We start from the raw sequence: 22,495 nt of genomic DNA, 5'->3' as shown, positions 1-22,495 counted from the left end.
CAGTGCTGCGAAATCGCCGGCAAAAGCAGTCCCCCGCCGTTAATCAACAGCGACGAGAAATGCTAATGACGGATTATTCGAAAAGACGGTCGGCCGGCTACGTGAAGGTAATCATGGTGTGCTGCCCCCTCTCAATTTCCGGATATCGGTTGACTTGCCGGTTCAAAAGCGCCGGGCGCGGGTTGTACTGAGTGTGGATTTCGCGCGCACGACGGCAGGCGGCACGCCCGGCGCGGGCGCGCAACGCTTTGAACCAACGACCTACGGGGCTGGCCGGGCCAGGCCGCGGACGGAAGGACGGCGCGGGTGTCGCCGTTCCGTAAAAGCGCCGTCATGCGGCTTCAAGGTTTGTCGGCCTGCTCGAAGGATGCGTCAATATACTTGATGGTTTTGAGTAAAGGAAACGAAAAAATTAGAAAGTGCGTCTATTGAAGTTTTTGCGATTCATTGAATGACGGGAAGCATTAATTCGCGTTTTCGTCCGGCTGTGGAATTCGTAGTTTTAATCTATTAACGATCTCGGGGCGGCGCAAAAACTACGAAAGCCGGCGGGCGCGGGTGCGCTCTGTACAATGCATCGACTAACCGACCATCGATTGCCGCGAGGAGGCCTGCCCCATGTCACGTGCCCTGTTCCGTATCGCGCCGTTGCGCGCCGTGCTGCCGATGCTCGCCGCCGCGTTCCTGCTCGGCGGCTGCGCGGGCCTGACGCGCGACCCGGTGAGCGTGTCGGTCGCGGGGCTCGATCCGCTCGTCGGGCAGGGGCTCGAAATGCGTTTCAGCCTGAAGCTGCGCGTGCAGAACCCGAACGACACGCCGATCGAATACGACGGCGTGTCGGTCGCGCTCGACCTGAACGGCACGCCGTTCGCGAGCGGCGTCAGCGATCGCTCGGGCGTCGTGCCGCGCTTCGGCGAGACCGTGCTGGACGTGCCCGTGTCGGTGTCCGCGTTCGCCGCCGCGCGACAGGCGTGGAACCTGCCGGGCGCGGCTGCGAACGGCGAACTGCCGTATGCGCTGCGCGGTCGCCTCGCGGGCGGCGTGCTCGGCACCGTGCGCTTCAACGATGCGGGTACGCTGCGGATGCCGGCAATGCCGGGGTGGGGCGGGTGATGTTCGTGACGCACGCGAAAAATTCGTCCAAGTGTTGCCATTTTTCGTCACTTGACGCCGATTGACGGTTAATGCTCCGGATCGTCGATCTCGCACGATCGGCGAGTGCGCGGCGGCTTCCATTGCCGGGCGGGCGTCGCGGCGCCTGCTTTGCCGCGCCGGTCAAAGCGCGGTATGGTGTCGTCCGCGCGGCGAATTCCCGCCGCCTGTCGAAGCCAACCGTAGCCGAACTCGCGTGACCGATTTCCCCGTTTTCCACTGGACCGACGCCGACGGCGTCGATCATGCCGTGCGCTGGCGTTCCGAAGCCGGCATGCCGCCGCCGAAGCGCGCGGTGCCCGCCGACGACCGCCTGAATGCCGATGCGGCCTACCGCCTTGCATGCGAAGGCAGCGCGCTCGTGTGGCAGGGCGATTTCCAGAATGCCCGCCAGCTCGTGCAGGCGATCGCGCGCCGCGTCGACCGCAAGCCGAAGAAGGCGAAGGCCGCGGCCGGCGTCGACGCGTTCAACCTGCACCGGCTCGCGCAGTCGCAGCGCGCGCGCACGCTCGGCATGCTGCTGATCCCGCTCGACGCCGACTACACGATCCCGCTGCGCCGCGCACCCGACGTGCGCGCCGCGTGCGAGGAGGCGTACGGGCCGGGCGGCGAGCCGTCGGTCGTGTCGCTGCGCGAGCTGCTCGGCCTCGTCGGCGCGCACGAATGGCGCAAGAAAGGCGTGCCGATCCCCGCGCTCGGCGGCGCGGCGATTCATCCGCACTACGGCGTGTTTTCGCCGGTGCGCGGCGAATACGTCGAGCTCGTCGCGCGTGCGCCGCTGCCCGCGACGTCGCTCGCGTTCGATATCGGCACCGGTACCGGCGTGCTGGCGGCGGTGCTGGCGTCGCGCGGCGTCGAGCGCGTCGTCGCGACCGACCAGGATGCGCGGGCGCTCGCGTGCGCGCGCGCGAACCTCGAGCGGCTCGGTTACGCGCAGCGCGTCGACGTCGTCGAGGCCGACCTGTTTCCGGCCGGCCGCGCGCCGCTGATCGTCTGCAACCCGCCGTGGGTGCCGGCTCGGCCGAGCGCGCCGATCGAATATGCGGTCTACGATCCCGACAGCCGCATGCTGCGCGGTTTCCTCGACGGGCTCGCCGCGCATCTCGAACCGGGCGGCGAGGGCTGGCTGATCCTGTCCGATTTCGCCGAGCATCTCGGCCTGCGGCCGCGCGACACGCTGCTGCAGTGGATCGACGCAGCGGGCCTCGTCGTGCTCGGCCGCGACGACATCCGCCCCGCGCACCCGAAATCCGCCGACGCCGACGATCCGCTGCACGCGGCGCGCCGCGCCGAAGTCACGTCGCTGTGGCGGCTCGGCGCGCGCGCCTGAGCGCGCGTTTCGGTAAACTGTCGCCATTCCTCACGAATTCCCGCCGCCGGGCCGTGGTCGACCGACCGCGGCCCGGCCGCGCTTCACGATGTCGAACAAGACCTACGAAATCCGCCCGGAGCAGTCCGTCGAGCTGCTGAAGGAACTGCACATCCTCACCCGCGACGGCAAGATGAACCAGGACAGCCGCCGCAAGCTGAAGCAGGTCTATCACCTGTTCCAGTTCATCGAGCCGCTGCTCGCGAGCGTGCAGGCCGACCAGGGCAGCGTGACGCTGGTCGATCACGGTGCGGGCAAGTCGTACCTCGGTTTCATCCTGTACGACCTGTTCTTCAAGCAGCAGCCGGGGCACGGCACGCCGGCGTTCGCGTCGCACGTGTACGGGATCGAGACGCGCGAGGAGCTCGTCGCGCGCTCGACCGAGCTGGCCGCGCGGCTCGGCTTCGGCGGCATGTCGTTCCTGAACCTGTCGGTCGCCGATTCGATCACGTCGCCGAAACTGCCCGATGCGATCGACGTCGTGACCGCGCTGCACGCGTGCGACACGGCCACCGACGACGCGATCCGTTTCGCGCTCGCGAAGCGCGCGCGGCACATCGTGCTGGTGCCGTGCTGCCAGGCGGAAGTCGCGGGCGTGCTGCGCCGGAACAAGGGCAAGTCGCTCGCGAGTGCGCTGACCGAAGTGTGGCGGCATCCGCTGCATACGCGCGAATTCGGCAGCCAGATCACCAACGTGCTGCGCTGCCTGCAGCTCGAAGCGCATGGCTACCAGGTGAGCGTGACCGAGCTGGTCGGCTGGGAGCATTCGATGAAGAACGAGCTGATCGTCGCGCAGTACAAGAACCTGCCGCGCCGGCGGCCGAGCGAGCGGCTCAACGAGATTCTCGACATGTTCGGGCTGGCCGAGCTGCACGAGCGCTTCTTCGTGCCGACGCCTGCGGCAGCGGCCGGTGCGGCCGTCGAGGCGGACGCCGGCTGACGGGCGGCGCGCCCGGCGCCCCCGGCGCGGCGTTCAGACGTCGTCGCCCGGCCGGCGCATCCAGTCGCGCCAGCCGTCGTGGCCGAGGCGGCGCAGCGTTTCCTGGTTTTTCTCGTAGATCGCGGACGCGTCCGGGAACGCGTCGACCGCGCGCGCGATGCTGTCCTCGCGCAGCAGGTGCAGGATCGGGTACGGCGCGCGATTCGTGTAGTTCTCGATGTCGTCGGCTTCGCTGCCCTCGAACCGGTATTGCGGATGGAAGCTCGCGATCTGCAGCACGCCGTCGAGCTTCAGCTGATGCACGAGCCGGTCGGCGAAGAACAGCGCGTCGTTGTAGTCGATGAAGTCCGCGAACGCGCGCGGGTAGACCACCAGCGTCGTGTCGAGCTGCTGCGGATCGGCCGCTTCGAGCGTGCGCAGCTCGGTTTCGAGATCGGCGAGCGCGTCCTCGAGCGTCGTGGCGTCGCTGATCGCATAGCGCACCTGTTCCTTCACGTAGACGCTTTTCGCGAACGGGCACAGATTGAGCCCGATCACCGCGCGCGCGAGCCAGTGCCGCGTGGCGGCGAGAATGTCGTCGTGGGATTCGGGGCGGGTGTCGGTCATGGCGGAGCGGAACGGGCGAAGGCGCGGCAAGGGCCGCATTGTAGCGGCGCGCGGCCGGTCACGCGCACGCGGCGTCGACCAGCATCGTGACGAGCGCCGGCGCGGTGCCGATCGGCGTTTCGCCGTGCCGGTACGTCTGGCTCGCCGCGTAAATCCCTTCGATCACGAGCGCGAGCGAATCGGCGAGCGCCTGCGGCTCGCGCGCGCCGGCGCCTTCGCAGAGCTCGACCAGCCGTTTCATCAACTGCGCCTTGTTCCGCGCGACGCGTTCGCGGGCCGGATGCGTCGCGTCCGGGAATTCGGCGGCGACGTTGACGAACGGGCAGCCGCGGTAGTCCTTCTGCGTCGCGCGCTCGGCGAGGTCGACGAAATACTGGATCAGTTGCGCCCTCGGCTGGCCCGGATGCTTCGCGACGCTCGCATCGAAGCGCTCGAAGAAGCACGCATCCATCCGCTCCAGATACGCGAGAATCAGCTCGTCCTTCGACGAGAACTGGCGATACAGGCTCATCTTGTTGACGCCCGCCCGCTCCACGACCGCTTCGACGCCGACCGTGCGTACGCCTTCCTTGTAAAACAGCTCCTCGGCGGCGCGCAGCAGATGCTCGTGCGCGGTGGCGCCGGCGACCGGCCGGCGTGTGCGGCGTGCCGGCGGTTTGGCGACCTCGATCCCCGACATGATGACCCTCGACTGCGTGATGGAATGCTTGACATGTTACCGACTGGTCACTACGATCGCAACACCGTTGTGACCGATCGGTAACAATCGCGGCCGGTTCGACAGACAAATGCCATGCGTCGGCCCGGGTCAGCCGATGCGGTGTGCGGCGGAGGTGGCCTGGCGGGGCTGGGGCGGGCGCTGAAGCGCCGGGTCCGGCCGACAGCTTTGCATGGGGTGCGACTAGGCGCTGAAGCGCCCAGTCTCGCCGACAGGAGAACGACACATGAACTGGGCAGTGAGACGAATCGGCGGGCGCTTCCATTACGGGTGGCTCGCGGCAGCCGTGGTATTCCTGATCCTGCTCGCCGCGGCCGGCACGCGCGCGACGCCGAGCGTGCTGATGGTGCCGCTCGAACGCGAACTCGGCTGGAGCCGCGCGACGATCTCGCTGGCGATTTCGGTGAACATCGCGCTGTACGGGCTGACCGGGCCGTTCGCCGCCGCCGCGATGCAGCGCTTCGGGCTGCGGCCGACGATCCTCGTCGCGCTCGCGACGATGGGCGCGGGCGTCGCGCTGTCGTCGACGATGACGCAGAGCTGGCAGATGGTGCTGATCTGGGGCCTGATGGTCGGCTGCTCGACGGGCGTCGTCGCGCTGACGCTGTCCGCGACCTTCGTCACGCGCTGGTTCCATGCACGGCGCGGTCTCGTGATGGGCATCCTGACCGCCAGTACCGCCACCGGCCAGCTCGTGTTCCTGCCGATGCTCGCGGCGATCGCGCAGCGCCACGGCTGGCGCCCGGTCGTGCTGGTCGTCGCGCTGGCGGCGGCGATCGTGATTCCGCTGGTTGCGCTGCTGCTGCCCGAGCGGCCGTCCGACGTGCAGCTGCGCCCGTACGGCGAGCCGCACGATGCGCCGCCGGCCGCTGACGCGACGAAGGAGAATCCGCTCGCGGTCGCGTTCCGCACGCTGCTGACCGCGAGCCGTTCGCGCGACTTCTGGCTGCTGTTCTTCAGCTTCTTCATCTGCGGCGCGAGCACCAACGGCTACGTCGGCACGCACCTGATCGCGATGTGCAGCGATTACGGCATGACCGAAGTGCAGGGCGCGTCGCTGCTCGCCGCGATGGGCGTGTTCGACCTGTTCGGCACGACGCTGTCGGGCTGGCTGTCCGATCGCTACGACAACCGCGTGCTGCTGTTCTGGTACTACGGGCTGCGCGGGCTGTCGCTGATCTACCTGCCGCATGCGTTCGGGATCGATTTCTTCGGGCTGCCGCTGTTCGCGATGTTCTACGGACTCGACTGGATCGCGACCGTGCCGCCCACCGTGCGGCTCGCGACCGACGTGTTCGGCAAGGCGGCCGCGCCGGTCGTGTTCGGCTGGATCGTCGCCGGCCACCAGCTCGGCGCGGCGTTCGCGGCGCTCGGCGCCGGGATGCTGCGGGCGAGCCTCGGCACCTATACGGTCGCGTCGATGATCTCGGGCGGGCTGTGCATCGTCGGTGCGCTGATCGTGCTGCGCATCAACCGCGGCCCGTCCCGCGCCGCCGCGCAGGCGGCTTGAGCGCGCCGCCCGCCGCTGCCGCTCACCGGCGTCGGCCGGGCCGCCCATTGCAGGTTCCGCGATTTGCATTGGCGGGGATGGCCGGGCGCACGCGCGCGCAAGCGGTTATGCTTGCGTTTCGCCGGGCGTTCGCGCCCCTTCATCGATGTCAGCGAGGATCCGCATGTCCGTTAAACCTGCTCCCACCACTGTTTCGATTCACGACCTGATCGCGGGCCGCTGGAGCCCGCGCGCGTATTCGGATGCTCCCGTCGGCGCCGACGACCTGCACGCGGTACTCGAAGCCGCGCGCTGGGCGCCGTCCGCGTACAACGCGCAACCGTGGCGTTTCATCGTGTTCGACCGCGCGCAGGACGAAGCGGCGTTCAAGCGCGCGTTCGCGACGCTGGTGCCGTTCAACCAAGGCTGGAACGCGCCGGCGCCGGTACTGATCGCGGTGACCGCGCATACGCTCACGCCGAAGGGCGAACCGGCGCCGACCGCGCTGTACGATGCGGGCGCGGCCGCGATGTCGCTGGTGCTGCAGGCGCATGCGCTCGGCCTCGCCGCGCACCAGATGAGCGGCTTCGATGCGAACGCGTTCCGCGAAGCGTTCGAGATTCCGGCCGACGTCGCGATTCCGGCGATCATCTCGCTGGGCCACTACGGCAACGTCGACAAGCTCGACCCGGTGCTGCGCGATCGCGAGAAGGCGCCGCGCACGCGTCATGCGCTCGGCGAGGTCGTGTACGCAGGGGCGTGGAAGAAGAGCTTCGACGCGGCTGCGTAACGCGATACGTTGACGCGGGGTCGCGCGCGGCCCCGTCCCGAGGCGAGGTGCGGCCGCCGCACGGGTTGGCAGTCATCCGCAGCGTCGGCGGTGCCGCGCCATGCCGGATCGCGCTTCGCCGCAGGCTCGCCGGCCGCCGGCGCAGCCCGTCGACACCCGATTCACGCACACCGCCGAACCGGCACGGCCCGCTCGGCGGCCGCCCCGGTTGTGATCCCGCGGGCTTCATGTTAAAAAGCCCGTCCTTTCCGTTTTCGCGCCGGCCATGCGACGGCACCTTCCCATGACTTACTGCGCGATCGATTTCGGCACGTCCAATTCCGCCGTGGCCTTGCCCGACGGCGACGGCATGCGCCTCGCGCCCGTCGAGGGCGACCACCTGACGCTGCCCACCGCGATTTTCTTCAACAACGACGAGGAGACGGTCGAATACGGCCGCGCGGCGCTGGCGTCGTATATCGACGGCTTCGACGGCCGCCTGATGCGCTCGATGAAGAGCATCCTCGGCTCGCCGCTCGCCGAGACGACGACCGACCTCGGCGACGGCAGCGCGATCGCGTACACCGAGGTCATCGCGCGCTTCCTCACGCACCTGAAGCGCAAGGCCGAGGCGCGCGCGGGCGCACCGATCGGCCGCGCGGTGCTGGGCCGGCCGGTGTTCTTCGTCGACGACGACCCGCGCGCCGACCGCCTCGCGCAGGCTCAGCTCGAAGCGGCCGCACGCTCGGTCGGCTTCGCGGACGTGCAGTTCCAGTACGAGCCGATCGCGGCCGCGTTCGACTACGAGTCGCGCCAGCAGGCCGAGCGGCTCGTGCTCGTCGCCGACATCGGCGGCGGTACGTCGGACTTCTCGCTGGTGCGCGTCGGACCCGAGCGGATGGCGCGCCTCGAGCGCAAGGACGACGTGCTCGCGCATCACGGCGTGCACGTCGCGGGCACCGACTACGACCGGCGCGTCGAGCTGTCGGCGATCATGCCGGCGTTCGGCTACCGTTCGCTCGATCCCGAAGGCCGCGAACTGCCGAACCGCATCTACTTCGATCTGGCCACCTGGCACCTGATCAACACGGTCTACACGCCGAAGCGGCTCGGCGAACTGACGCTGATGAAGCACCTGTACCGGGACGCGCGGCAGCACGAGCGACTCGTGAGCGTGGTCGAGCGGCGGCTCGGGCATGCGCTGATGGCGCGCGCGGAAGAGGCGAAGATCGGCGTCGCGGCGGGCGGGGACACGGTGATCGACCTGAACGACGTCGAAGAGGATTTGCAGATCGCGTTCGACGCGCAGCGCCTGGTCGACGCGAGCCGCGACGACACCGCGCGCATCGTCGAGGCCGCGCGCGAAACGGTGCGGCTTGCCGGCATCGCACCGCGCGAGGTCGGCGCGCTGTACTTCACCGGCGGCTCGACCGGGCTCGCGTTCCTGTCGGGCGCGCTGGCCGATGCGTTTCCGGACGCACAGCCGGTGTTCGGCGACCGGCTCGCGAGCGTCGCGACCGGGCTCGGGATTCACGCGCAGCGGCTGTTCGGCTGAACGAAGGGGGCGGCCCGCCGGGCCGCGCCGCACCGAATTCGCCGGTCGAAAGCGGCCGAAAACAAAAAGCCCCGCCGAAGCGGGGCTTTTTTACACGAAATCTCGCGCAGTACTTACAGCGGGCGGATGTTCGCAGCTTGCAGACCCTTCGGGCCCGTCTTCACTTCGAATTCAACCTTCTGGTTTTCTTGCAGCGTCTTGAAGCCTTCGACGCGGATTTCCGAGAAGTGCGCGAACAGATCGTCGCCGCCGCCTTCCGGGGTGATGAAGCCGAAGCCCTTTGCGTCATTGAACCACTTGACGGTACCGGTTGCCATGTTACTTGTTCCTAAAAAGATAAAACGGGGCCGAAGCCCATGGGTGCGGAAGATCAAGGAAGGGGGTAATGGGACCAACCGGAGTACCGTTGATGGGCGAACTACGAAAGAACCAATTCACTCGCCGCTTGAAATCCTGCGAGGTTCTTTATACGGATAATTGGCCGCGCGGTCAACCGTATTTCCATGCACTCAGGGTTATTGCGTAGATTTGGCTTACAAATATTGCAGAAGCGTCCGATTTTTTGTAGGGGCTGATCGATTTTGGCGCCAACTTCAAGGTGCAACCGTTAAACTACGCGCCGCGTGGACCAGGTTGCCCCGATCGGGCGGCTTGTCCCCCCAAGAATGCGTGCGCGGCGCAGTCCGAGCCGATCCCGGGTTGCGGGCCGACCATGCTTTTTGAGACACAGGAGAGGATGTGAAGAGTTCTATTCAACGGAACATCGGCCCGTTTGCACTGATGCTGACGGGGCTGGGTTCGATTATCGGCTCGGGCTGGCTGTTCGGCGCCTGGAAAGCCGCGAAGATTGCCGGTCCGGCGGCGATCTGCGCATGGATTATCGGCGCCGTCGTGATTCTCGCGATTGCGCTGACGTATGCCGAACTGGGCGCGATGTTCCCCGAGTCGGGCGGCATGGTGCGCTACGCGCGCTATTCGCACGGTTCGCTGGTGGGCTTCATCAGCGCATGGGCGAACTGGATTGCGATCGTGTCGGTGATCCCGATCGAGGCCGAGGCGTCGATCCAGTACATGAGCACGTGGCCGTATCCGTGGGCGCACGCGCTGTTCGTCAACGGGGAACTGACCACGCCGGGCCTGTTGTTGTCGGCCGTGCTCGTGGTCATCTACTTCATGCTGAACTACTGGGGCGTGAAGGCGTTTGCCCGCGCGAACACCACGATCACGATCTTCAAGTTCCTGATCCCGGGCCTGACGATCCTCGGCCTGATGCTGACGAGCTTCCATTCGGAGAACCTCGGCACCGCATCGAACGCGAGCTTCGCGCCGTACGGCTGGTCGGCCGTGCTGACCGCGGTCGCGACGAGCGGCATCGTGTTCGCGTTCAACGGCTTCCAGAGCCCGGTGAACCTGGCCGGCGAGGCGCGCAACCCGTCGCGCAGCGTGCCGTTCGCGGTGATCACCTCGATCCTGCTCGCGCTGGTGATCTACGTGCTGCTGCAGATGGCGTACATCGGCGCGGTGAACCCGGCCGACATCGCCCAGGGCTGGTCGCACTTCAACTTCAAGTCGCCGTTCGCCGAGCTGGCGATCGCGCTGAACCTGAACTGGCTCGCGATCCTGCTGTACGTCGACGCGTTCGTCAGCCCGAGCGGCACCGGCACGACCTACATGGCGACGACGACGCGGATGATCTACGCGATGGAGCGCAACAACACGATGCCGAAGATGTTCGGCAACGTGCACCCGCTCTACGGCGTGCCGCGCCAGGCGATGTGGTTCAACCTGTTCGTGTCGTTCCTGTTCCTGTTCTTCTTCCGCGGCTGGAGCTCGCTCGCGGCGGTGATTTCGGTCGCGACCGTGATCTCGTACCTGACCGGCCCGATCAGCCTGATGGCGCTGCGCCGCGCGGCGACCGACATCGAGCGTCCGCTGTCGATTCCGCTGATGAAGCTGATCGCACCGTTCGCGTTCGTCTGCGCGTCGCTGATCCTGTACTGGGCGAAGTGGCCGCTGACCGGCGAAATCATCCTGCTGATGATCGTCGCGCTGCCGGTGTATTTCTACTTCCAGGGCAAGGCGGGCTGGAGCGGCTGGGGCGCCGACCTGAAGGCCGCGTGGTGGCTGGTCGCGTACCTGCCGACGATGGCCGTGCTGTCGCTGATCGGCAGCAAGGAGTTCGGCGGCTACGGCTACCTGCCGTACGGCTGGGACATGCTGGTCGTTGCCGCGATCTCGCTGGTGTTCTACTTCTGGGGCGTGAGCACCGGCTATCGCACCAAGTACCTCGACGAGCGCGAGACGCACGACGAGATCCTTGAAGGGATCGGTGCCTGACGTCGCCTGATCTGCCGCCGGAATCGGCGGCGGCAGCAGGCGCCAAAAACCCGCCCGGGCGATGTCCGGGCGGGTTTTTTATTGCGCGTTCGCCGGCCGCGGCTTCAGGCCGCCGCGCTCGCGAACACGTAGTTCGTCATCGCGAGCACGCGCTGGAAGGTGCCGAGCGACTGGATGCCGAGCCGATAGTCGTCGTCGGCCGCGCCGAGCGCCGCGAACACCGGCAGCAGATGCTCGTCGGTCGGGTGCATCAGCACCGCATGCGGCGCCTGGCGGCGGTAGTCGAGCAGCGCGTCGACGTCGCGCGCGGCGAGCTTCGCCTCGAACCAGTCGGTGAATTCCGCGACGCGCGGATCCGCATCCTCGGGCGCGGCGCCGAAATCGGCGGCACGCAGATTGTGCGTGATCTGGCCCGAGCCGATCACCATCACGCCTTCGTCGCGCAGCGGACGCAGCGCGCGGCCGAGCGCGAAGTGATGGGCCGCGTCCGCGCGCGGCTGGATCGACAATTGCGCGACCGGCACGTCGGCTTGCGGGAACATCAGCAGCATCGGCACCCATGCGCCGTGATCGAGGCCGTGCTCGTGCGTCGCGGTCGCGATGCCGGCCGCGTTCAGCAGCGCAGCCGCGCGTTCGGCGACGTCCGGCGCGCCCGGCGCCGGGTAGCGGAGCTCGTACAGCGCGCGCGGAAAGCCGTAGAAGTCGTGGATCGTTTCCGGCTGCGCGGCGATGCTCGCGACCGGCTGCTGCGTGCCCCAGTGCGCGGACAGCATCAGCACCGCGCGCGGGCGCGGCAGTTCGGCGCCGAGGTGCGTGAAGGCGCCGGACGGCATCGTCGGGTCGATCGGCAGCGTCGGCGCGCCGTGGGACAGGTAGAGCGAAGGCAAGCGGTTCATGAGGGTGGCCTGCGAAAGGGGTTGCCGACGACTATAAGCGCGCACCGGGAATTGATAAACGGGCACATGGGAATTTTATTGAAGCCTGTTTGTTGATAATGACGGCGGCGGCTTGCCGGGTGCGGCGCGACAGCGCTTGCCGGCGAGAAATCAGCTGAAAAAGACGGGAGATGCGCGAAGAACGGCGCCGTTGCGCCGTATCGCGAACGCTACTGCGCGTGCCGGATGCCGGCCCACGGCGTCGTCAGCGGCGCGCTGAGCGCGAACAGGTCGAGCACGCGCGTGACGGTCTGGTCGACCAGTTCCTCGATCGTCTTCGGCATCGCGTAGAACGCCGGCAGCGGCGGGAACACGATGCCGCCCATTTCGGTGACGGCCGTCATATTGCGCAGATGCGCGAGATTGAACGGCGTTTCGCGCACCATCAGCACCAGACGGCGGCGTTCCTTCAGCGTGACGTCGGCGGCGCGCGTGATCAGGTTGTCCGACAGCCCGTGCGCGACGCTCGCGAGTGTCTTCATCGAGCAGGGCGCGATCACCATCCCGTCGGTCGCGAACGAACCGGACGCGATCGTCGCGCCGACGTCGCGCACCGAGTGCACGACATCCGCGCGGCCTTCGACATCGGCCTTCGACAGCTTCAGTTCATGCTGGATGTTGAGCCAGCCGGCGTTCGAAATCAGCAGGTGCGTTTCGACGCCGCCGGCGGCGCGCAGCAGGTCGAGCAGCCGCACGCCGTAGATCGCGCCGGTGGCGCCGGTGATCGCGACGATCAGCCGGCGCGGCGGCGCGCTGGGAGGTGCCATCGGCAGTGAAGCGGGCAGCCGCGGGTTACGCGGCGGCGAACAGCTGCTGCAGTTCGCCCGACTGGTACATCTCCATCATGATGTCCGAGCCGCCGATGAATTCGCCCTTCACGTAGAGCTGCGGGATGGTCGGCCAGTTCGAGAAGGTCTTGATTCCCTGGCGGATCTCGTCGTCCTCGAGCACGTTGACCGTCTTGAACTGGTCGACGCCGCAGGCCTTCAGCACCTGCACCGCGCGGCCGGAGAAGCCGCACATCGGAAATTGCGCGTTGCCCTTCATGAAGAGCACGACCGGGTTTTCGTCGACGATTTGCTTGATACGTTGTTGGGTGTCCATGACTGACCTTGCGTTTGCGGGGCGTTAGATCGAAATGATAGCGGATTTCAACCGGCGGGGCCGGGCCTCAGCCCGGCAGGCGGCCGCCGGTGGTGCGCTCGATCGCGGCCAGGTCGGCCAGCGATTCGACCGCGACGAAACCGTGCGACGCGAGCAGCGCGCGCACGGCCTCGGCCTGGTCGTAGCCGTGCTCGATCCACAGCGTGCCGCCCGGCTTCAGGTGCGCGCGGGCGCCGGCGACGATCGTGCGGATCGCGTCGAGGCCGTCGGCATCGTCGGTGAGCGCGCCGCGCGGCTCGAAGCGCAGGTCGCCCTGCGACAGGTGCGGATCGTGCCGGGCGATGTACGGCGGGTTGCTGACGATCGCGTCGAACGCGAGCGCCGGGTCGAGCGCCGTGTACCAGTCGCTTTCGTGCCAGTGCAGCGGGCCGCCGGGGCGGCCCGCATCGAGCAGCTTGCCGGCGTTGCGCTGCGCGACCGCGAGCGCGGCCGGCGAGCGGTCGAGCGCCCAGACGCGCGCGTCGGGCCGCTCGGCCGCGATCGACACGGCGATCGCGCCGCTGCCCGTGCCGAGATCGAGCACGGCCGGATGCGGCAGCCCGTCGATCGCGTCGAGCGCGGCTTCGACCAGCAGTTCGGTTTCGGGGCGCGGGATCAGCACGTCGGGCGTCACGTCGAACGGCCGCCCGAAGAATTCGCGCACCCCGACCAGCTGCGCGACCGGCTCGCCGGCCGCGCGGCGCGCTTCGAGCGCGCGGTAGCGTTCGACCGCGGCCGCGTCGAGCGGCTGGTCGCCGCGCGTGATCAGCTGCGTGCGGGTCCAGCCGAGCGCATGCGCGAGCAGCACGCGCGCATCGACCGGGTCGAGCGCGGACGCGCGCAGCAGGGCGTCGGCGGTGAGCTCGGCCATGACGGGCCTCAGTCCGCGTCGCCCAGCGACGCGAGCAGTTCGGCCTGATGCTCGCTGACGAGCGCGCCGATCAGTTCGTCGAGATCGCCGTCCATGATCGCCTCGAGCCGATACAGCGTCAGGTTGATCCGGTGATCGGTCATCCGGCCCTGCGGGAAGTTGTACGTGCGGATTCGCTCGGAGCGGTCGCCCGAGCCGATCAGGCTCTTGCGCGTCGCGGCTTCCTTCGCGTGCTGTTCGTGATACTGCTTGTCCTTGATACGCGCGGCCAGCACCTTCAGCGCGCGATCCTTGTTCTTGTGCTGCGAACGGTCGTCCTGGCATTCGACGACGATCCCGGTCGGGATGTGCGTGACGCGCACCGCCGAATCGGTCTTGTTGATGTGCTGGCCGCCGGCGCCCGACGCGCGGAACGTGTCGATCCGCAGGTCGGCCGGATTGATCTCGACCTCGCCGATCTCGTCGGCTTCCGGCATCACCGCGACCGTGCACGCGGACGTATGGATGCGCCCCTGCGTCTCGGTGGCCGGCACGCGCTGCACGCGATGGCCGCCCGACTCGAACTTCAGCCGCGAATACGCGCCCTGGCCGGCGATCCGCACGATCACTTCCTTGTAGCCGCCGAGATCCGACGCGCTTTCCGACATCATCTCGACCTGCCAGCGCTGGCGCTCCGCGAAGCGCAGGTACATGCGCAGCAGATCGCCCGCGAACAGCGCCGATTCGTCGCCGCCGGTGCCCGCGCGGATTTCGAGGAAGATGTTGCGGTCGTCGTTCGGATCCTTCGGCAGCAGCATCTTCTGCAACTCGACCTCGAGGCGCGCCATCCGTTCGCGCGCGCTGCGGATCTCGTCTTCGGCGAAATCCCGCATCGACGGATCGCCGAGCAGCTCCTGCGCGGCCGTCTCGTCGCTGCGCGACTGGCGCCACAGCGCGTACTGCTCGACGACCGGGCCGAGTTCCGCGTGTTCGCGCGTCAGCTTGCGGTACTGGTCGAGGTCGGCCGTGACGTTTTCGCGGCTCAGCAGGTCGTTCAGTTCGGCCAGCCGGGTGGAAAGCTGGTCGAGCTTGCGTTGCATGCTCGTCTTCATGGTGTGGAGCGGCGCTCCCGGGCAAGGGTATTCGGAAAGGATAGGCCGGCTCGCGGCCGGCGTGGGACGGCCGGTCGGCGCTAGTGGCCGGACGGGTCGTTCGAGCGCGGCGCGTGCTGATAGAAGCCGCGCATCAGGTCGATCAGCGAATCGCGGTCGGCGCCGCTCACGCGGTTGAGCGCGCTCGTCGGGCCGTGGATCAGCTTGTTGGTCAGCGCCTGCGACAACGCTTCGAGCACGGCGGCCGGATCGTCGCCGCGCGCGAGCAGCTTCTGTGCCTTCTCGACTTCGGCGCGGCGCAGCGCGTCGGCCTGCGTATGCATGTGACGGATCACCGGCACGACGCTGCGCGTGTCGAGCCATTGCATGAAATTCTGCACGCGCGTCTCGATGATCGATTCGGCCTGCGCGACCGCGGCCTGCCGCGACGCGTTGCCTTCGCGCACGATCGCGCCGAGATCGTCGACGGTGTACAGGAACACATCCTTCAGCTTGCCGACTTCGGGCTCGATGTCGCGCGGCACCGCCAGGTCGACCATGAAGATCGGCCGGTGGCGGCGCGCCTTCACCGCGCGCTCGACCGCGCCGAGGCCGATGATCGGCAGCGTCGACGCGGTGCACGACACGATGATGTCGAACTCCTGCATGCGGGCCGGCAGATCCGACAGCGGCATCGCGCGGCCGTTGAAGCGCTCGGCGAGCCGCTGGCCGCGTTCGGCCGTGCGGTTCGCGACAACCAGCTCGCGCGGGCCTTGCGCAGCGAAGTGCGTCGCGCACAGCTCGATCATCTCGCCGGCGCCGATGAACAGCACGCGCTGATCCGACACCTTTTCGAAGATGCGCTGCGCGAGGCGGACCGCGGCGGCGGCCATCGACACCGACTGCGTGCCGATCTCGGTCGTGCCGCGCACTTCCTTCGCGACCGCGAAGGTGCGCTGGAACAGCTGGTTCAGATAGGTGCCGAGCGCGCCGGCTTCGGTCGCGGTGCGCACCGCGTCCTTCATCTGGCCGAGGATCTGCGTTTCGCCGAGCACCATCGAATCGAGGCCCGACGCGACGCGGAATGCGTGCCGGACCGCTTCCGACTGCGGCAGCGCGTACACGTGCGGCGCGAGTTCGTCGACCGGAATCCGGTGATACTCGGACAGCCAGCGGATCGACGCGTCGCGCGCCGCGCGATCGTCGGTCGCGCAGTACAGTTCGGTGCGGTTGCAGGTGGACAGGATCGCCGCTTCCGGCGTATTGGGCGCTTGCGGCCCGAGGAACACGTTCTTGAACGTGACGAGAGCCGGCTTGATCTGCTCGAGCGGAAACGCCACGCGTTCGCGCAAGGCGACTGGCGCAGTGTGGTGGTTGATTCCGATCGTGAGGAGTTGCATATCGAGGGCTATCGTTTAGCCGCATATTATAGCGTCTCGGCGATTTCCTCACTGCCGGCGTAACGGGCATCCCCGATCCGGGGGCGGCAATTTGGGGGCTCGATCGGCACGCGGTCGAGCTGGTAGCCATAGCCGTAGAGCGGCAGAAGCCGGTAGCCGCGCTCCGGCAGCAGCCGCAGCTTGCTGCGCAGCCGCGACGCGTGTGTGTCGAGCGTGCGCGACTTCATGTCGCGGTGGCGCCCCCAGACGGTTTCGAGGATGTGGGCGCGCGACACGGGCCGCGACAGGTTCGCGAGCAGCAGCCGCGCGAAGCGGAACTCCTTCGGCGTGAGCGCGATGATCTCGTTGTCGAAGCGCACGAGGCAGCGCGCCGCGTCGAACGCATATCCTTCATACGTGTCGCGCAAACGATCCGGCGGCCGGCGCACGCCCGCGCGCCGGCTCAGCGCATTGACGCGCGCGAGCAGTTCGGGCCCGCTCACCGGGCGCACGATGCAGTCGTCGGCGCCCGCGTGCAGGCACGACACGATCTCGCTTTCGCGCGGCCCCTGCATCACGGCGATCGCCGGCAAGCCGGGCAGGATCGCCTGCGCACGCGGAATGACTTCCTCGGCGGGGTGGTCGCCGGCCCAGCCGCCGGTGATCAGCATGTCGCAGGTTTCGGCGGCAAGCCAGTCGAAGAACGCCGCGCTGGACGGGAACAGGTGGCAGACATGGCCGCCCGCAAAGAGCAGCCGATTCAGGAGTGCGGCGTGACGTGCCTCCGGATCGATCAGAGCGATTCGCATGAGCATTTCTTCAATACGGCAGCCGGTGCGCGCTTGCCATAACGTCGAGTCGGCCCCTAAACTCGAATGTTCGCGGCGCCCGGCTGATGTCGGGTTCGATGGATGAATCGATGCTAGCCGCTGGCAACGTTCACGCCTATGGGACGAATCCGAATTTATAGAGGGCGTCGAATGAACTGGTTTGGAATCATGGTCCTGGGAGCGGCCGTCGGGCTATTCGGCCGATGGCTGCACCCGATGCGGCGCACGGCCCGGCCCGCGTGGTGGATGGCGGTGCTCGTCGGCATCGTGGGCGCGGCCGCCGCGCGGATGGCCGGCAATTTCTCGGGACTGTTTTACGATGGCGAGACGCTCGAATGGCCGGTCTGCACCGGCGTCGCGTTCCTTGCCGTAGCCGTGACGGTCGCACTGTCGGCCCGTCGCTGATTGCCCTCAGGTGAAATCATGAATGCCCGTCTCCCCGAAGTCTCGCCGGTGCCGGCCCGCCTCGCACTGCTGCGCGGCGCGATGGTCCGCGAGGACCTGGCCGCCTATCTCGTGCCGTCCGCCGATCCGCATCTTTCCGAATACCTGCCCGAGCGCTGGCAGGCGCGTCGCTGGCTGTCCGGCTTCACGGGCTCGGTCGGCACGCTCGTCGTGACCGCGGATTTCGCGGGGCTGTGGGTCGACAGCCGCTACTGGGTGCAGGCCGAGGCCGAACTGGCCGGCACCGGCGTGCAGCTGATGAAGATGACGGGCGGCCAGCAGAGCGCGCCGCACGTCGACTGGCTCGCGCAGAACGTGCCGGCGGGTGCGACGGTCGGCGTCGACGGCGCGGTGCTCGGCGTCGCGGCCGCGCGCGGGCTGACGGCCGCGCTGAGCGCGCGCGGCATCGCGCTGCGCACCGATCTCGACCTGCTCGACGCGATCTGGCCCGAGCGGCCGGGGCTGCCCGGCGACGCGGTGTTCGAGCATGCGGCGCCGCAGGCCGACACGACGCGCGCGAGCAAGCTCGCCGAAGTGCGCCGCGCGATGCACGCGCAGGGCGCGCAGTGGCATTTCGTGTCGACGCTCGACGATCTCGCGTGGCTGTTCAATCTGCGCGGCGCCGACGTCAACTTCAACCCGGTGTTCGTTGCGCACGCAATGATCGGCGCCGATCGCGCGACGCTGTTCGTCGCCGACGGCAAGGTGTCGCCGGCGCTGGCCGCGTCGCTCGCGCAGGACGGCGTCGACGTGCGCGCGTACGACGCCGCGCGGGCATCGCTCGCGGCGCTGCCCGCCGGCGCGACGCTGTTGATCGATCCGCGCCGCGTGACGTTCGGTACGCTCGAGGCGGTGCCGGCCGGCGTGAAGCTGATCGAGGCCGTGAATCCGTCGACCTTCGCGAAGTCGCGCAAGACGGCCGCCGAGATCGAGCACGTGCGCGTGACGATGGAGCACGACGGCGCCGCGCTCGCGGAATTCTTCGCGTGGTTCGAGCAGGCCGTGAACCGCGAGACGATCACCGAGCTGACCATCGACGAACAGCTCACGGCCGCGCGCGCGCGTCGCCCCGGCTATGTGTCGCCGAGCTTCGCGACGATCGCCGGCTTCAACGCGAACGGCGCGATGCCGCATTACCACGCGACGCCGGAGTCGCACGCGACGATCGCCGGCGACGGCCTGCTGCTGATCGACTCGGGCGGCCAGTACGTGACGGGCACCACCGACATCACGCGCGTCGTGCCGGTCGGCACCGTCAGCGACCTGCAGCGGCGCGACTTCACGATCGTGCTGAAGGCGATGATGGCGCTGTCGCGCGCGCGCTTTCCGCGCGGCATCCGCTCGCCGATGCTCGACGCGATCGCGCGTGCGCCGATGTGGGCGGCCGGGCTCGATTACGGGCACGGCACGGGCCACGGCGTCGGCTATTTCCTGAACGTGCACGAAGGGCCGCAGGTGATCTCGCACTACGCACCGGCCGAGCCGTACACGGCGATGGAAGAGGGGATGATCACGTCGATCGAGCCGGGCGTGTACCGGCCCGGCCAGTGGGGCATCCGGATCGAGAACCTGGTCGTCAACCGCGCGGCCGGGCAGACCGAGTTCGGCGACTTCCTCGCGTTCGAGACGCTGACGCTGTGCCCGATCGACACGCGCTGCGTGCTGATCGAGATGCTGCATGAAGAAGAGCGCGCGTGGCTGAACGCGTATCACGCGACGGTGCGCGAACGCGTCGGCCGGCATGTGAGCGGCGCTGCGAAGGCGTGGCTCGACGCGCGCACGCAGCCGATCTGACGCAAGGCCCGGGTTCCGGCCGGACTCGGGCTGAGCGATAACGACAACGAGGGCAAGCGATGGCGGATACGGCGGTGATCGTGATCGACATGCAGCGCGGGCTGGTGCAGCGGGCGCGGCCCGCGTACCGGCTCGACGACGTGGTGTCGGGCATCAACCGGCTGACGGCGGCGGCGCGCGCTGCGCAGGCGCCCGTGTGCTTCGTGCAGCACGACGGCGACGCGGACGACGATATCGTGCCCGGCACGCCGGGCTGGGAACTGCATGCGGCGCTGGCCGTCGACGCACGCGACTGGCGCGTACGCAAGCGGATGAGCGATGCGTTCCACGACACACCGCTCGCCGCGCAACTCGATGGCCACGGCATCCGGTCGGTGCTGATCTGCGGCTACGCGACGGAGTTCTGCGTCGATTCGGCTGCGCGCCGCGCGGCGCTGCTCGGCTATCGCACGACCGTCGTGTCCGACCTGCATACGACGAACGAGCGCCCGCATCTGTCGGCCGCGCAGATCGTCGCGCATCACCACTACGTATGGGAAAACAATTCGCTGTCGGGCAACGCGGTGACGCCGCGCCCGCTCGCCGATGTGCTCGCGACGGAGTTCGCATGACGATCAAGGCGGTGGTGTTCGATTTCGGCGGCGTGCTGATCGACTGGAGCCCCGACTATCTGTACCGCAAGCTGATTCCCGACGAGGCCGAGCGCCGCTGGTTCCTCACGCATGTCTGCGCGATGGACTGGGTGGTGCGCCAGGACGGCGGGCAGACGATCGAGGACGGCACGAACGAACGGGTCGCGAAGTTTCCCGAGCACGAGGCGCTGATTCGCGCGTTCTATGCGCGCTGGCACGAGATGATCGGCGGCGAGCTCGCGGAGGGCGTCGCGCTCGTCGAGCGGCTCGACGCGCAGCGGATGCCGCTGTTCGGGCTGACCAACTGGTCCGCGCAGACGTTTCCGTATGCGTGGGAGAACTTCCCGGTGCTGCGGCGCTTCAAGGACATCGTCGTGTCGGGCCGCGTGAAGCTCGTGAAGCCCGATCCGGCGATCTACCGCGAGATGCATGCGCGGATCGATCCGCATCTGCCGGGCGTCGCGCCGCACGAACTCGTATTCATCGACGACAACGCGCACAACGCCGCGGCCGCAACGGCGCTCGGCTGGCACGGCATTCATCATACGAGCGCGGCGTCGACCGAGGCGCGCCTGCGCGAGTTGGGGGCGCTCGCCTGAGCGGGGCGTCGGGAGCCGGCCGTCAAAAAGAAAACCCCGCGTGGTGTTACCGACACACGCGGGGTTTTTTGTCGTCAGGCCGGCGAGCCGCCGGCCCGCGTATCGTTACGCCCGTACGGGCGCTGCCGGTCAGCGGCTGATCGGCTTGTAGCGCAGGCGCTTCGGCTTCGCGGCTTCCTCGCCGAGGCGGGCACGCTTGTCGGCTTCGTACTCCTGGTAGTTGCCGTCGAAGAACGTGACCTGCGAATCGCCTTCGAACGCGAGGATGTGCGTCGCGATCCGGTCGAGGAACCAGCGATCGTGCGAGATCACCAGCACCGAGCCCGCGAATTCGAGCAGCGCATCTTCCAGCGCGCGCAGCGTTTCGACGTCGAGGTCGTTCGACGGTTCGTCGAGCAGCAGCACGTTGCCGCCCGAGATCAGCGTCTTCGCGAGGTGCAGGCGGCCGCGTTCGCCGCCGGACAGGTTGCCGACGATCTTCTGCTGGTCGCCGCCCTTGAAGTTGAAGCGGCCGATATACGCGCGCGACGGCGTTTCGTACTTGCCGACCGTCAGCACGTCGGCGCCGCCCGAGATTTCCTCGAACACCGTCTTCGAGCCGTCGAGCGCGTCGCGGCTCTGGTCGACGTACGCGAGCTTCACGGTCGGCCCCAGCACGACTTCGCCCGAGTCCGGCTGCTCCTTGCCCGTCAGCATCTTGAACAGCGTCGACTTGCCGGCGCCGTTCGGGCCGATGATGCCGACAATCGCGCCGGCCGGGATCTTGAAGTTCAGGTTGTCGATCAGCAGGCGGTCGCCGAACGACTTGCTGACGTTCTTGAACTCGATCACTTCATTGCCGAGGCGGTCGCCGACCGGAATGAAGATTTCCTGCGTTTCGTTGCGCTTCTGGTATTCCTGGCTGTTCAGCTCCTCGAAGCGCGCGATACGCGCCTTCGACTTCGCCTGGCGGCCCTTCGGGTTCTGGCGCACCCACTCCAGTTCCTTCTTGATCGCCTTCTGGCGCGCCGATTCCGACGCTTCTTCCTGCTTCAGCCGCTCTTCCTTCTGGTCGAGCCAGCTGCTGTAGTTGCCCTTCCACGGAATGCCGTGGCCGCGGTCGAGTTCGAGAATCCACTCGGCGGCGTTGTCGAGGAAGTAGCGATCGTGCGTGACCGCGACGACGGTGCCCGGGAAGCGCACCAGGAACTGCTCGAGCCAGTCGACCGATTCGGCGTCCAGGTGGTTGGTCGGCTCGTCGAGCAGCAGCATGTCGGGCTTTTCGAGCAGCAGCTTGCACAGCGCGACGCGGCGCTTTTCGCCGCCCGACAGGTGCTCGATCTTCGCGTCCCACGGCGGCAGGCGCAGCGCGTCGGCGGCCACCTCGAGCTGCTGCTCGGGACTGCCGCCGTCGCTCGACGCGAGGATCGCCTCGTACTTCGCCTGCTCGGCCGCGAGCGCGTCGAAGTCGGCGTCCGGCTCGGCGTACGCTGCGTAGATTTCCTCGAGCTTCTTGTTGGCCTGGAACAGGTCGCCGAGGCCTTCCTCGACCGCCTCGCGCACCGTCTTGGTCGGGTCGAGCTGCGGTTCCTGCGGTAGGTAGCCGATGTTCAGGTTCGGCATCGGCGTCGCTTCGCCTTCGATGTCCTTGTCGACGCCCGCCATGATGCGGATCAGCGTCGACTTGCCCGAGCCGTTCAGGCCGAGCACGCCGATCTTCGCGCCGGGAAAGAACGACAGCGAGATGTCCTTCAGGATCTGGCGCTTGGGCGGCACGATCTTGCCGACCCGGTTCATCGTGAAAACGTATTGGGCCATTTGGGTGTGAAAGTCAGAAGTTGAGACTGCCGCGCAGCGTGCTGGCGTGGCGGCGTCGGGTGATTC

General features: G+C 67.9%; 22 protein-coding genes. 11 read left to right on the top strand and 11 right to left on the bottom strand.

The window, feature by feature from the left end; genetic code table 11:
• The first annotated feature begins 618 nt into the window (after positions 1 to 618).
• From BST28156_RS26425 to BST28156_RS26415, 3 genes are all read left to right on the top strand, one after another.
• Positions 619 to 1,113: an LEA/WHy family protein gene (locus tag BST28156_RS26425; RefSeq protein WP_174903743.1), complete on the top strand. Its 495-nt coding sequence runs from the start codon at positions 619 to 621 to the stop codon at positions 1,111 to 1,113.
• 235 nt (positions 1,114 to 1,348) lie between these two features.
• A complete protein-coding gene (locus BST28156_RS26420; protein ID WP_174903742.1) occupies positions 1,349 to 2,482 on the top strand; it encodes a methyltransferase in 1,134 nt (377 codons plus the stop codon).
• Positions 2,483 to 2,570: 88 nt separating this feature from the next.
• Positions 2,571 to 3,461, top strand: coding sequence for a class I SAM-dependent methyltransferase (locus BST28156_RS26415; protein WP_060246192.1), 891 nt, complete (start codon positions 2,571 to 2,573; stop codon positions 3,459 to 3,461).
• 33 nt (positions 3,462 to 3,494) lie between these two features.
• Here the strand turns inward: BST28156_RS26415 and BST28156_RS26410 are convergent, their stop codons facing one another.
• Together BST28156_RS26410 and BST28156_RS26405 are read right to left on the bottom strand one after the other, a co-directional pair.
• A complete protein-coding gene (locus BST28156_RS26410) occupies positions 3,495 to 4,067 on the bottom strand; it encodes a DUF1415 domain-containing protein (protein ID WP_060246191.1) in 573 nt (190 codons plus the stop codon).
• Between the two features lie 58 nt (positions 4,068 to 4,125).
• Positions 4,126 to 4,746, bottom strand: a complete 621-nt coding sequence (locus tag BST28156_RS26405; RefSeq protein WP_174903741.1) for a TetR/AcrR family transcriptional regulator — start codon at positions 4,744 to 4,746, stop codon at positions 4,126 to 4,128.
• 265 nt (positions 4,747 to 5,011) lie between these two features.
• Here BST28156_RS26405 and BST28156_RS26400 point away from each other — a divergent pair, with 265 nt between their 5' ends.
• The 3 genes from BST28156_RS26400 to BST28156_RS26390 all read left to right on the top strand — a co-directional run bounded on the left by BST28156_RS26400 (position 5,012) and on the right by BST28156_RS26390 (position 8,598).
• Complete coding sequence (locus tag BST28156_RS26400; RefSeq protein WP_060246189.1) at positions 5,012 to 6,295, top strand: MFS transporter; 1,284 nt, start codon at positions 5,012 to 5,014, stop codon at positions 6,293 to 6,295.
• Between the two features lie 163 nt (positions 6,296 to 6,458).
• The gene (locus tag BST28156_RS26395) at positions 6,459 to 7,064 is read left to right on the top strand and encodes a nitroreductase family protein (RefSeq protein WP_060246188.1); all 606 of its coding nucleotides are present in this window, start codon (positions 6,459 to 6,461) and stop codon (positions 7,062 to 7,064) included.
• 283 nt (positions 7,065 to 7,347) lie between these two features.
• Positions 7,348 to 8,598 carry an Hsp70 family protein gene (locus BST28156_RS26390; RefSeq protein WP_174903740.1) on the top strand — a complete coding sequence of 417 codons (1,251 nt, stop codon included), beginning with the start codon at positions 7,348 to 7,350 and terminating at the stop codon, positions 8,596 to 8,598.
• 113 nt (positions 8,599 to 8,711) lie between these two features.
• On the opposite strand, the gene BST28156_RS26385 is transcribed toward BST28156_RS26390, so the two are convergent.
• A complete protein-coding gene (locus BST28156_RS26385) occupies positions 8,712 to 8,915 on the bottom strand; it encodes a cold-shock protein (RefSeq protein ID WP_006400508.1) in 204 nt (67 codons plus the stop codon).
• Positions 8,916 to 9,336: 421 nt separating this feature from the next.
• Here BST28156_RS26385 and BST28156_RS26380 point away from each other — a divergent pair, with 421 nt between their 5' ends.
• A complete protein-coding gene (locus BST28156_RS26380) occupies positions 9,337 to 10,935 on the top strand; it encodes an APC family permease (RefSeq protein WP_060246186.1) in 1,599 nt (532 codons plus the stop codon).
• Between the two features lie 104 nt (positions 10,936 to 11,039).
• Here BST28156_RS26380 and BST28156_RS26375 read toward each other — a convergent pair whose 3' ends face one another.
• The 7 genes from BST28156_RS26375 to BST28156_RS26345 form a co-directional block, all read right to left on the bottom strand.
• Entirely contained in the window at positions 11,040 to 11,831 is a 792-nt protein-coding gene (locus BST28156_RS26375; protein ID WP_174903739.1) for a DODA-type extradiol aromatic ring-opening family dioxygenase, read from the bottom strand.
• A 209-nt stretch (positions 11,832 to 12,040) separates the two neighbouring features.
• Positions 12,041 to 12,637: a UbiX family flavin prenyltransferase gene (locus tag BST28156_RS26370; RefSeq protein WP_174903738.1), complete on the bottom strand. Its 597-nt coding sequence runs from the start codon at positions 12,635 to 12,637 to the stop codon at positions 12,041 to 12,043.
• 25 nt (positions 12,638 to 12,662) lie between these two features.
• Entirely contained in the window at positions 12,663 to 12,974 is a 312-nt protein-coding gene (grxD, locus tag BST28156_RS26365; RefSeq protein WP_009689052.1) for a Grx4 family monothiol glutaredoxin, read from the bottom strand.
• Positions 12,975 to 13,041: 67 nt separating this feature from the next.
• Positions 13,042 to 13,884, bottom strand: coding sequence for a peptide chain release factor N(5)-glutamine methyltransferase (gene prmC, locus BST28156_RS26360; protein WP_174903737.1), 843 nt, complete (start codon positions 13,882 to 13,884; stop codon positions 13,042 to 13,044).
• An 8-nt stretch (positions 13,885 to 13,892) separates the two neighbouring features.
• On the bottom strand, positions 13,893 to 14,975 hold the full coding sequence (gene prfA, locus BST28156_RS26355) for a peptide chain release factor 1 (RefSeq protein WP_060246182.1): 1,083 nt from the start codon (positions 14,973 to 14,975) through the stop codon (positions 13,893 to 13,895).
• A gap of 80 nt (positions 14,976 to 15,055) precedes the next feature.
• Positions 15,056 to 16,354 carry a glutamyl-tRNA reductase gene (gene hemA, locus BST28156_RS26350; protein WP_060246181.1) on the bottom strand — a complete coding sequence of 433 codons (1,299 nt, stop codon included), beginning with the start codon at positions 16,352 to 16,354 and terminating at the stop codon, positions 15,056 to 15,058.
• A 26-nt stretch (positions 16,355 to 16,380) separates the two neighbouring features.
• A complete protein-coding gene (locus tag BST28156_RS26345; protein ID WP_174903736.1) occupies positions 16,381 to 17,142 on the bottom strand; it encodes a response regulator transcription factor in 762 nt (253 codons plus the stop codon).
• 171 nt (positions 17,143 to 17,313) lie between these two features.
• Here BST28156_RS26345 and BST28156_RS26340 point away from each other — a divergent pair, with 171 nt between their 5' ends.
• Genes BST28156_RS26340 through BST28156_RS26325 form a run of 4 tightly spaced genes read left to right on the top strand, consistent with a single transcriptional unit; the run spans position 17,314 to position 20,632 of the window.
• Positions 17,314 to 17,568 (top strand): DUF1129 domain-containing protein, encoded by a 255-nt coding sequence (locus BST28156_RS26340; protein WP_174903735.1) that lies wholly within the window; start codon positions 17,314 to 17,316, stop codon positions 17,566 to 17,568.
• A gap of 18 nt (positions 17,569 to 17,586) precedes the next feature.
• On the top strand, positions 17,587 to 19,401 hold the full coding sequence (locus BST28156_RS26335; RefSeq protein WP_174903734.1) for an aminopeptidase P family protein: 1,815 nt from the start codon (positions 17,587 to 17,589) through the stop codon (positions 19,399 to 19,401).
• Between the two features lie 59 nt (positions 19,402 to 19,460).
• The gene (locus tag BST28156_RS26330) at positions 19,461 to 20,012 is read left to right on the top strand and encodes a cysteine hydrolase family protein (protein WP_174903733.1); all 552 of its coding nucleotides are present in this window, start codon (positions 19,461 to 19,463) and stop codon (positions 20,010 to 20,012) included.
• Positions 20,009 to 20,632: an HAD family hydrolase gene (locus tag BST28156_RS26325; protein WP_060246177.1), complete on the top strand. Its 624-nt coding sequence runs from the start codon at positions 20,009 to 20,011 to the stop codon at positions 20,630 to 20,632. Before BST28156_RS26330 ends, BST28156_RS26325 begins: the two co-directional genes overlap by 4 nt.
• A gap of 129 nt (positions 20,633 to 20,761) precedes the next feature.
• Here BST28156_RS26325 and ettA read toward each other — a convergent pair whose 3' ends face one another.
• On the bottom strand, positions 20,762 to 22,429 hold the full coding sequence (gene ettA / locus BST28156_RS26320) for an energy-dependent translational throttle protein EttA (RefSeq protein WP_009692752.1): 1,668 nt from the start codon (positions 22,427 to 22,429) through the stop codon (positions 20,762 to 20,764).
• Between the last annotated feature and the right edge of the window lie 66 nt (positions 22,430 to 22,495).

It is taken from the genome of Burkholderia pseudomultivorans (genome assembly GCF_902499075.1).
In the GTDB taxonomy this organism is placed as follows: Bacteria; Pseudomonadota; Gammaproteobacteria; order Burkholderiales; family Burkholderiaceae; genus Burkholderia; species Burkholderia pseudomultivorans.
This window is presented reverse-complemented; position numbering and strand designations above follow the sequence as displayed.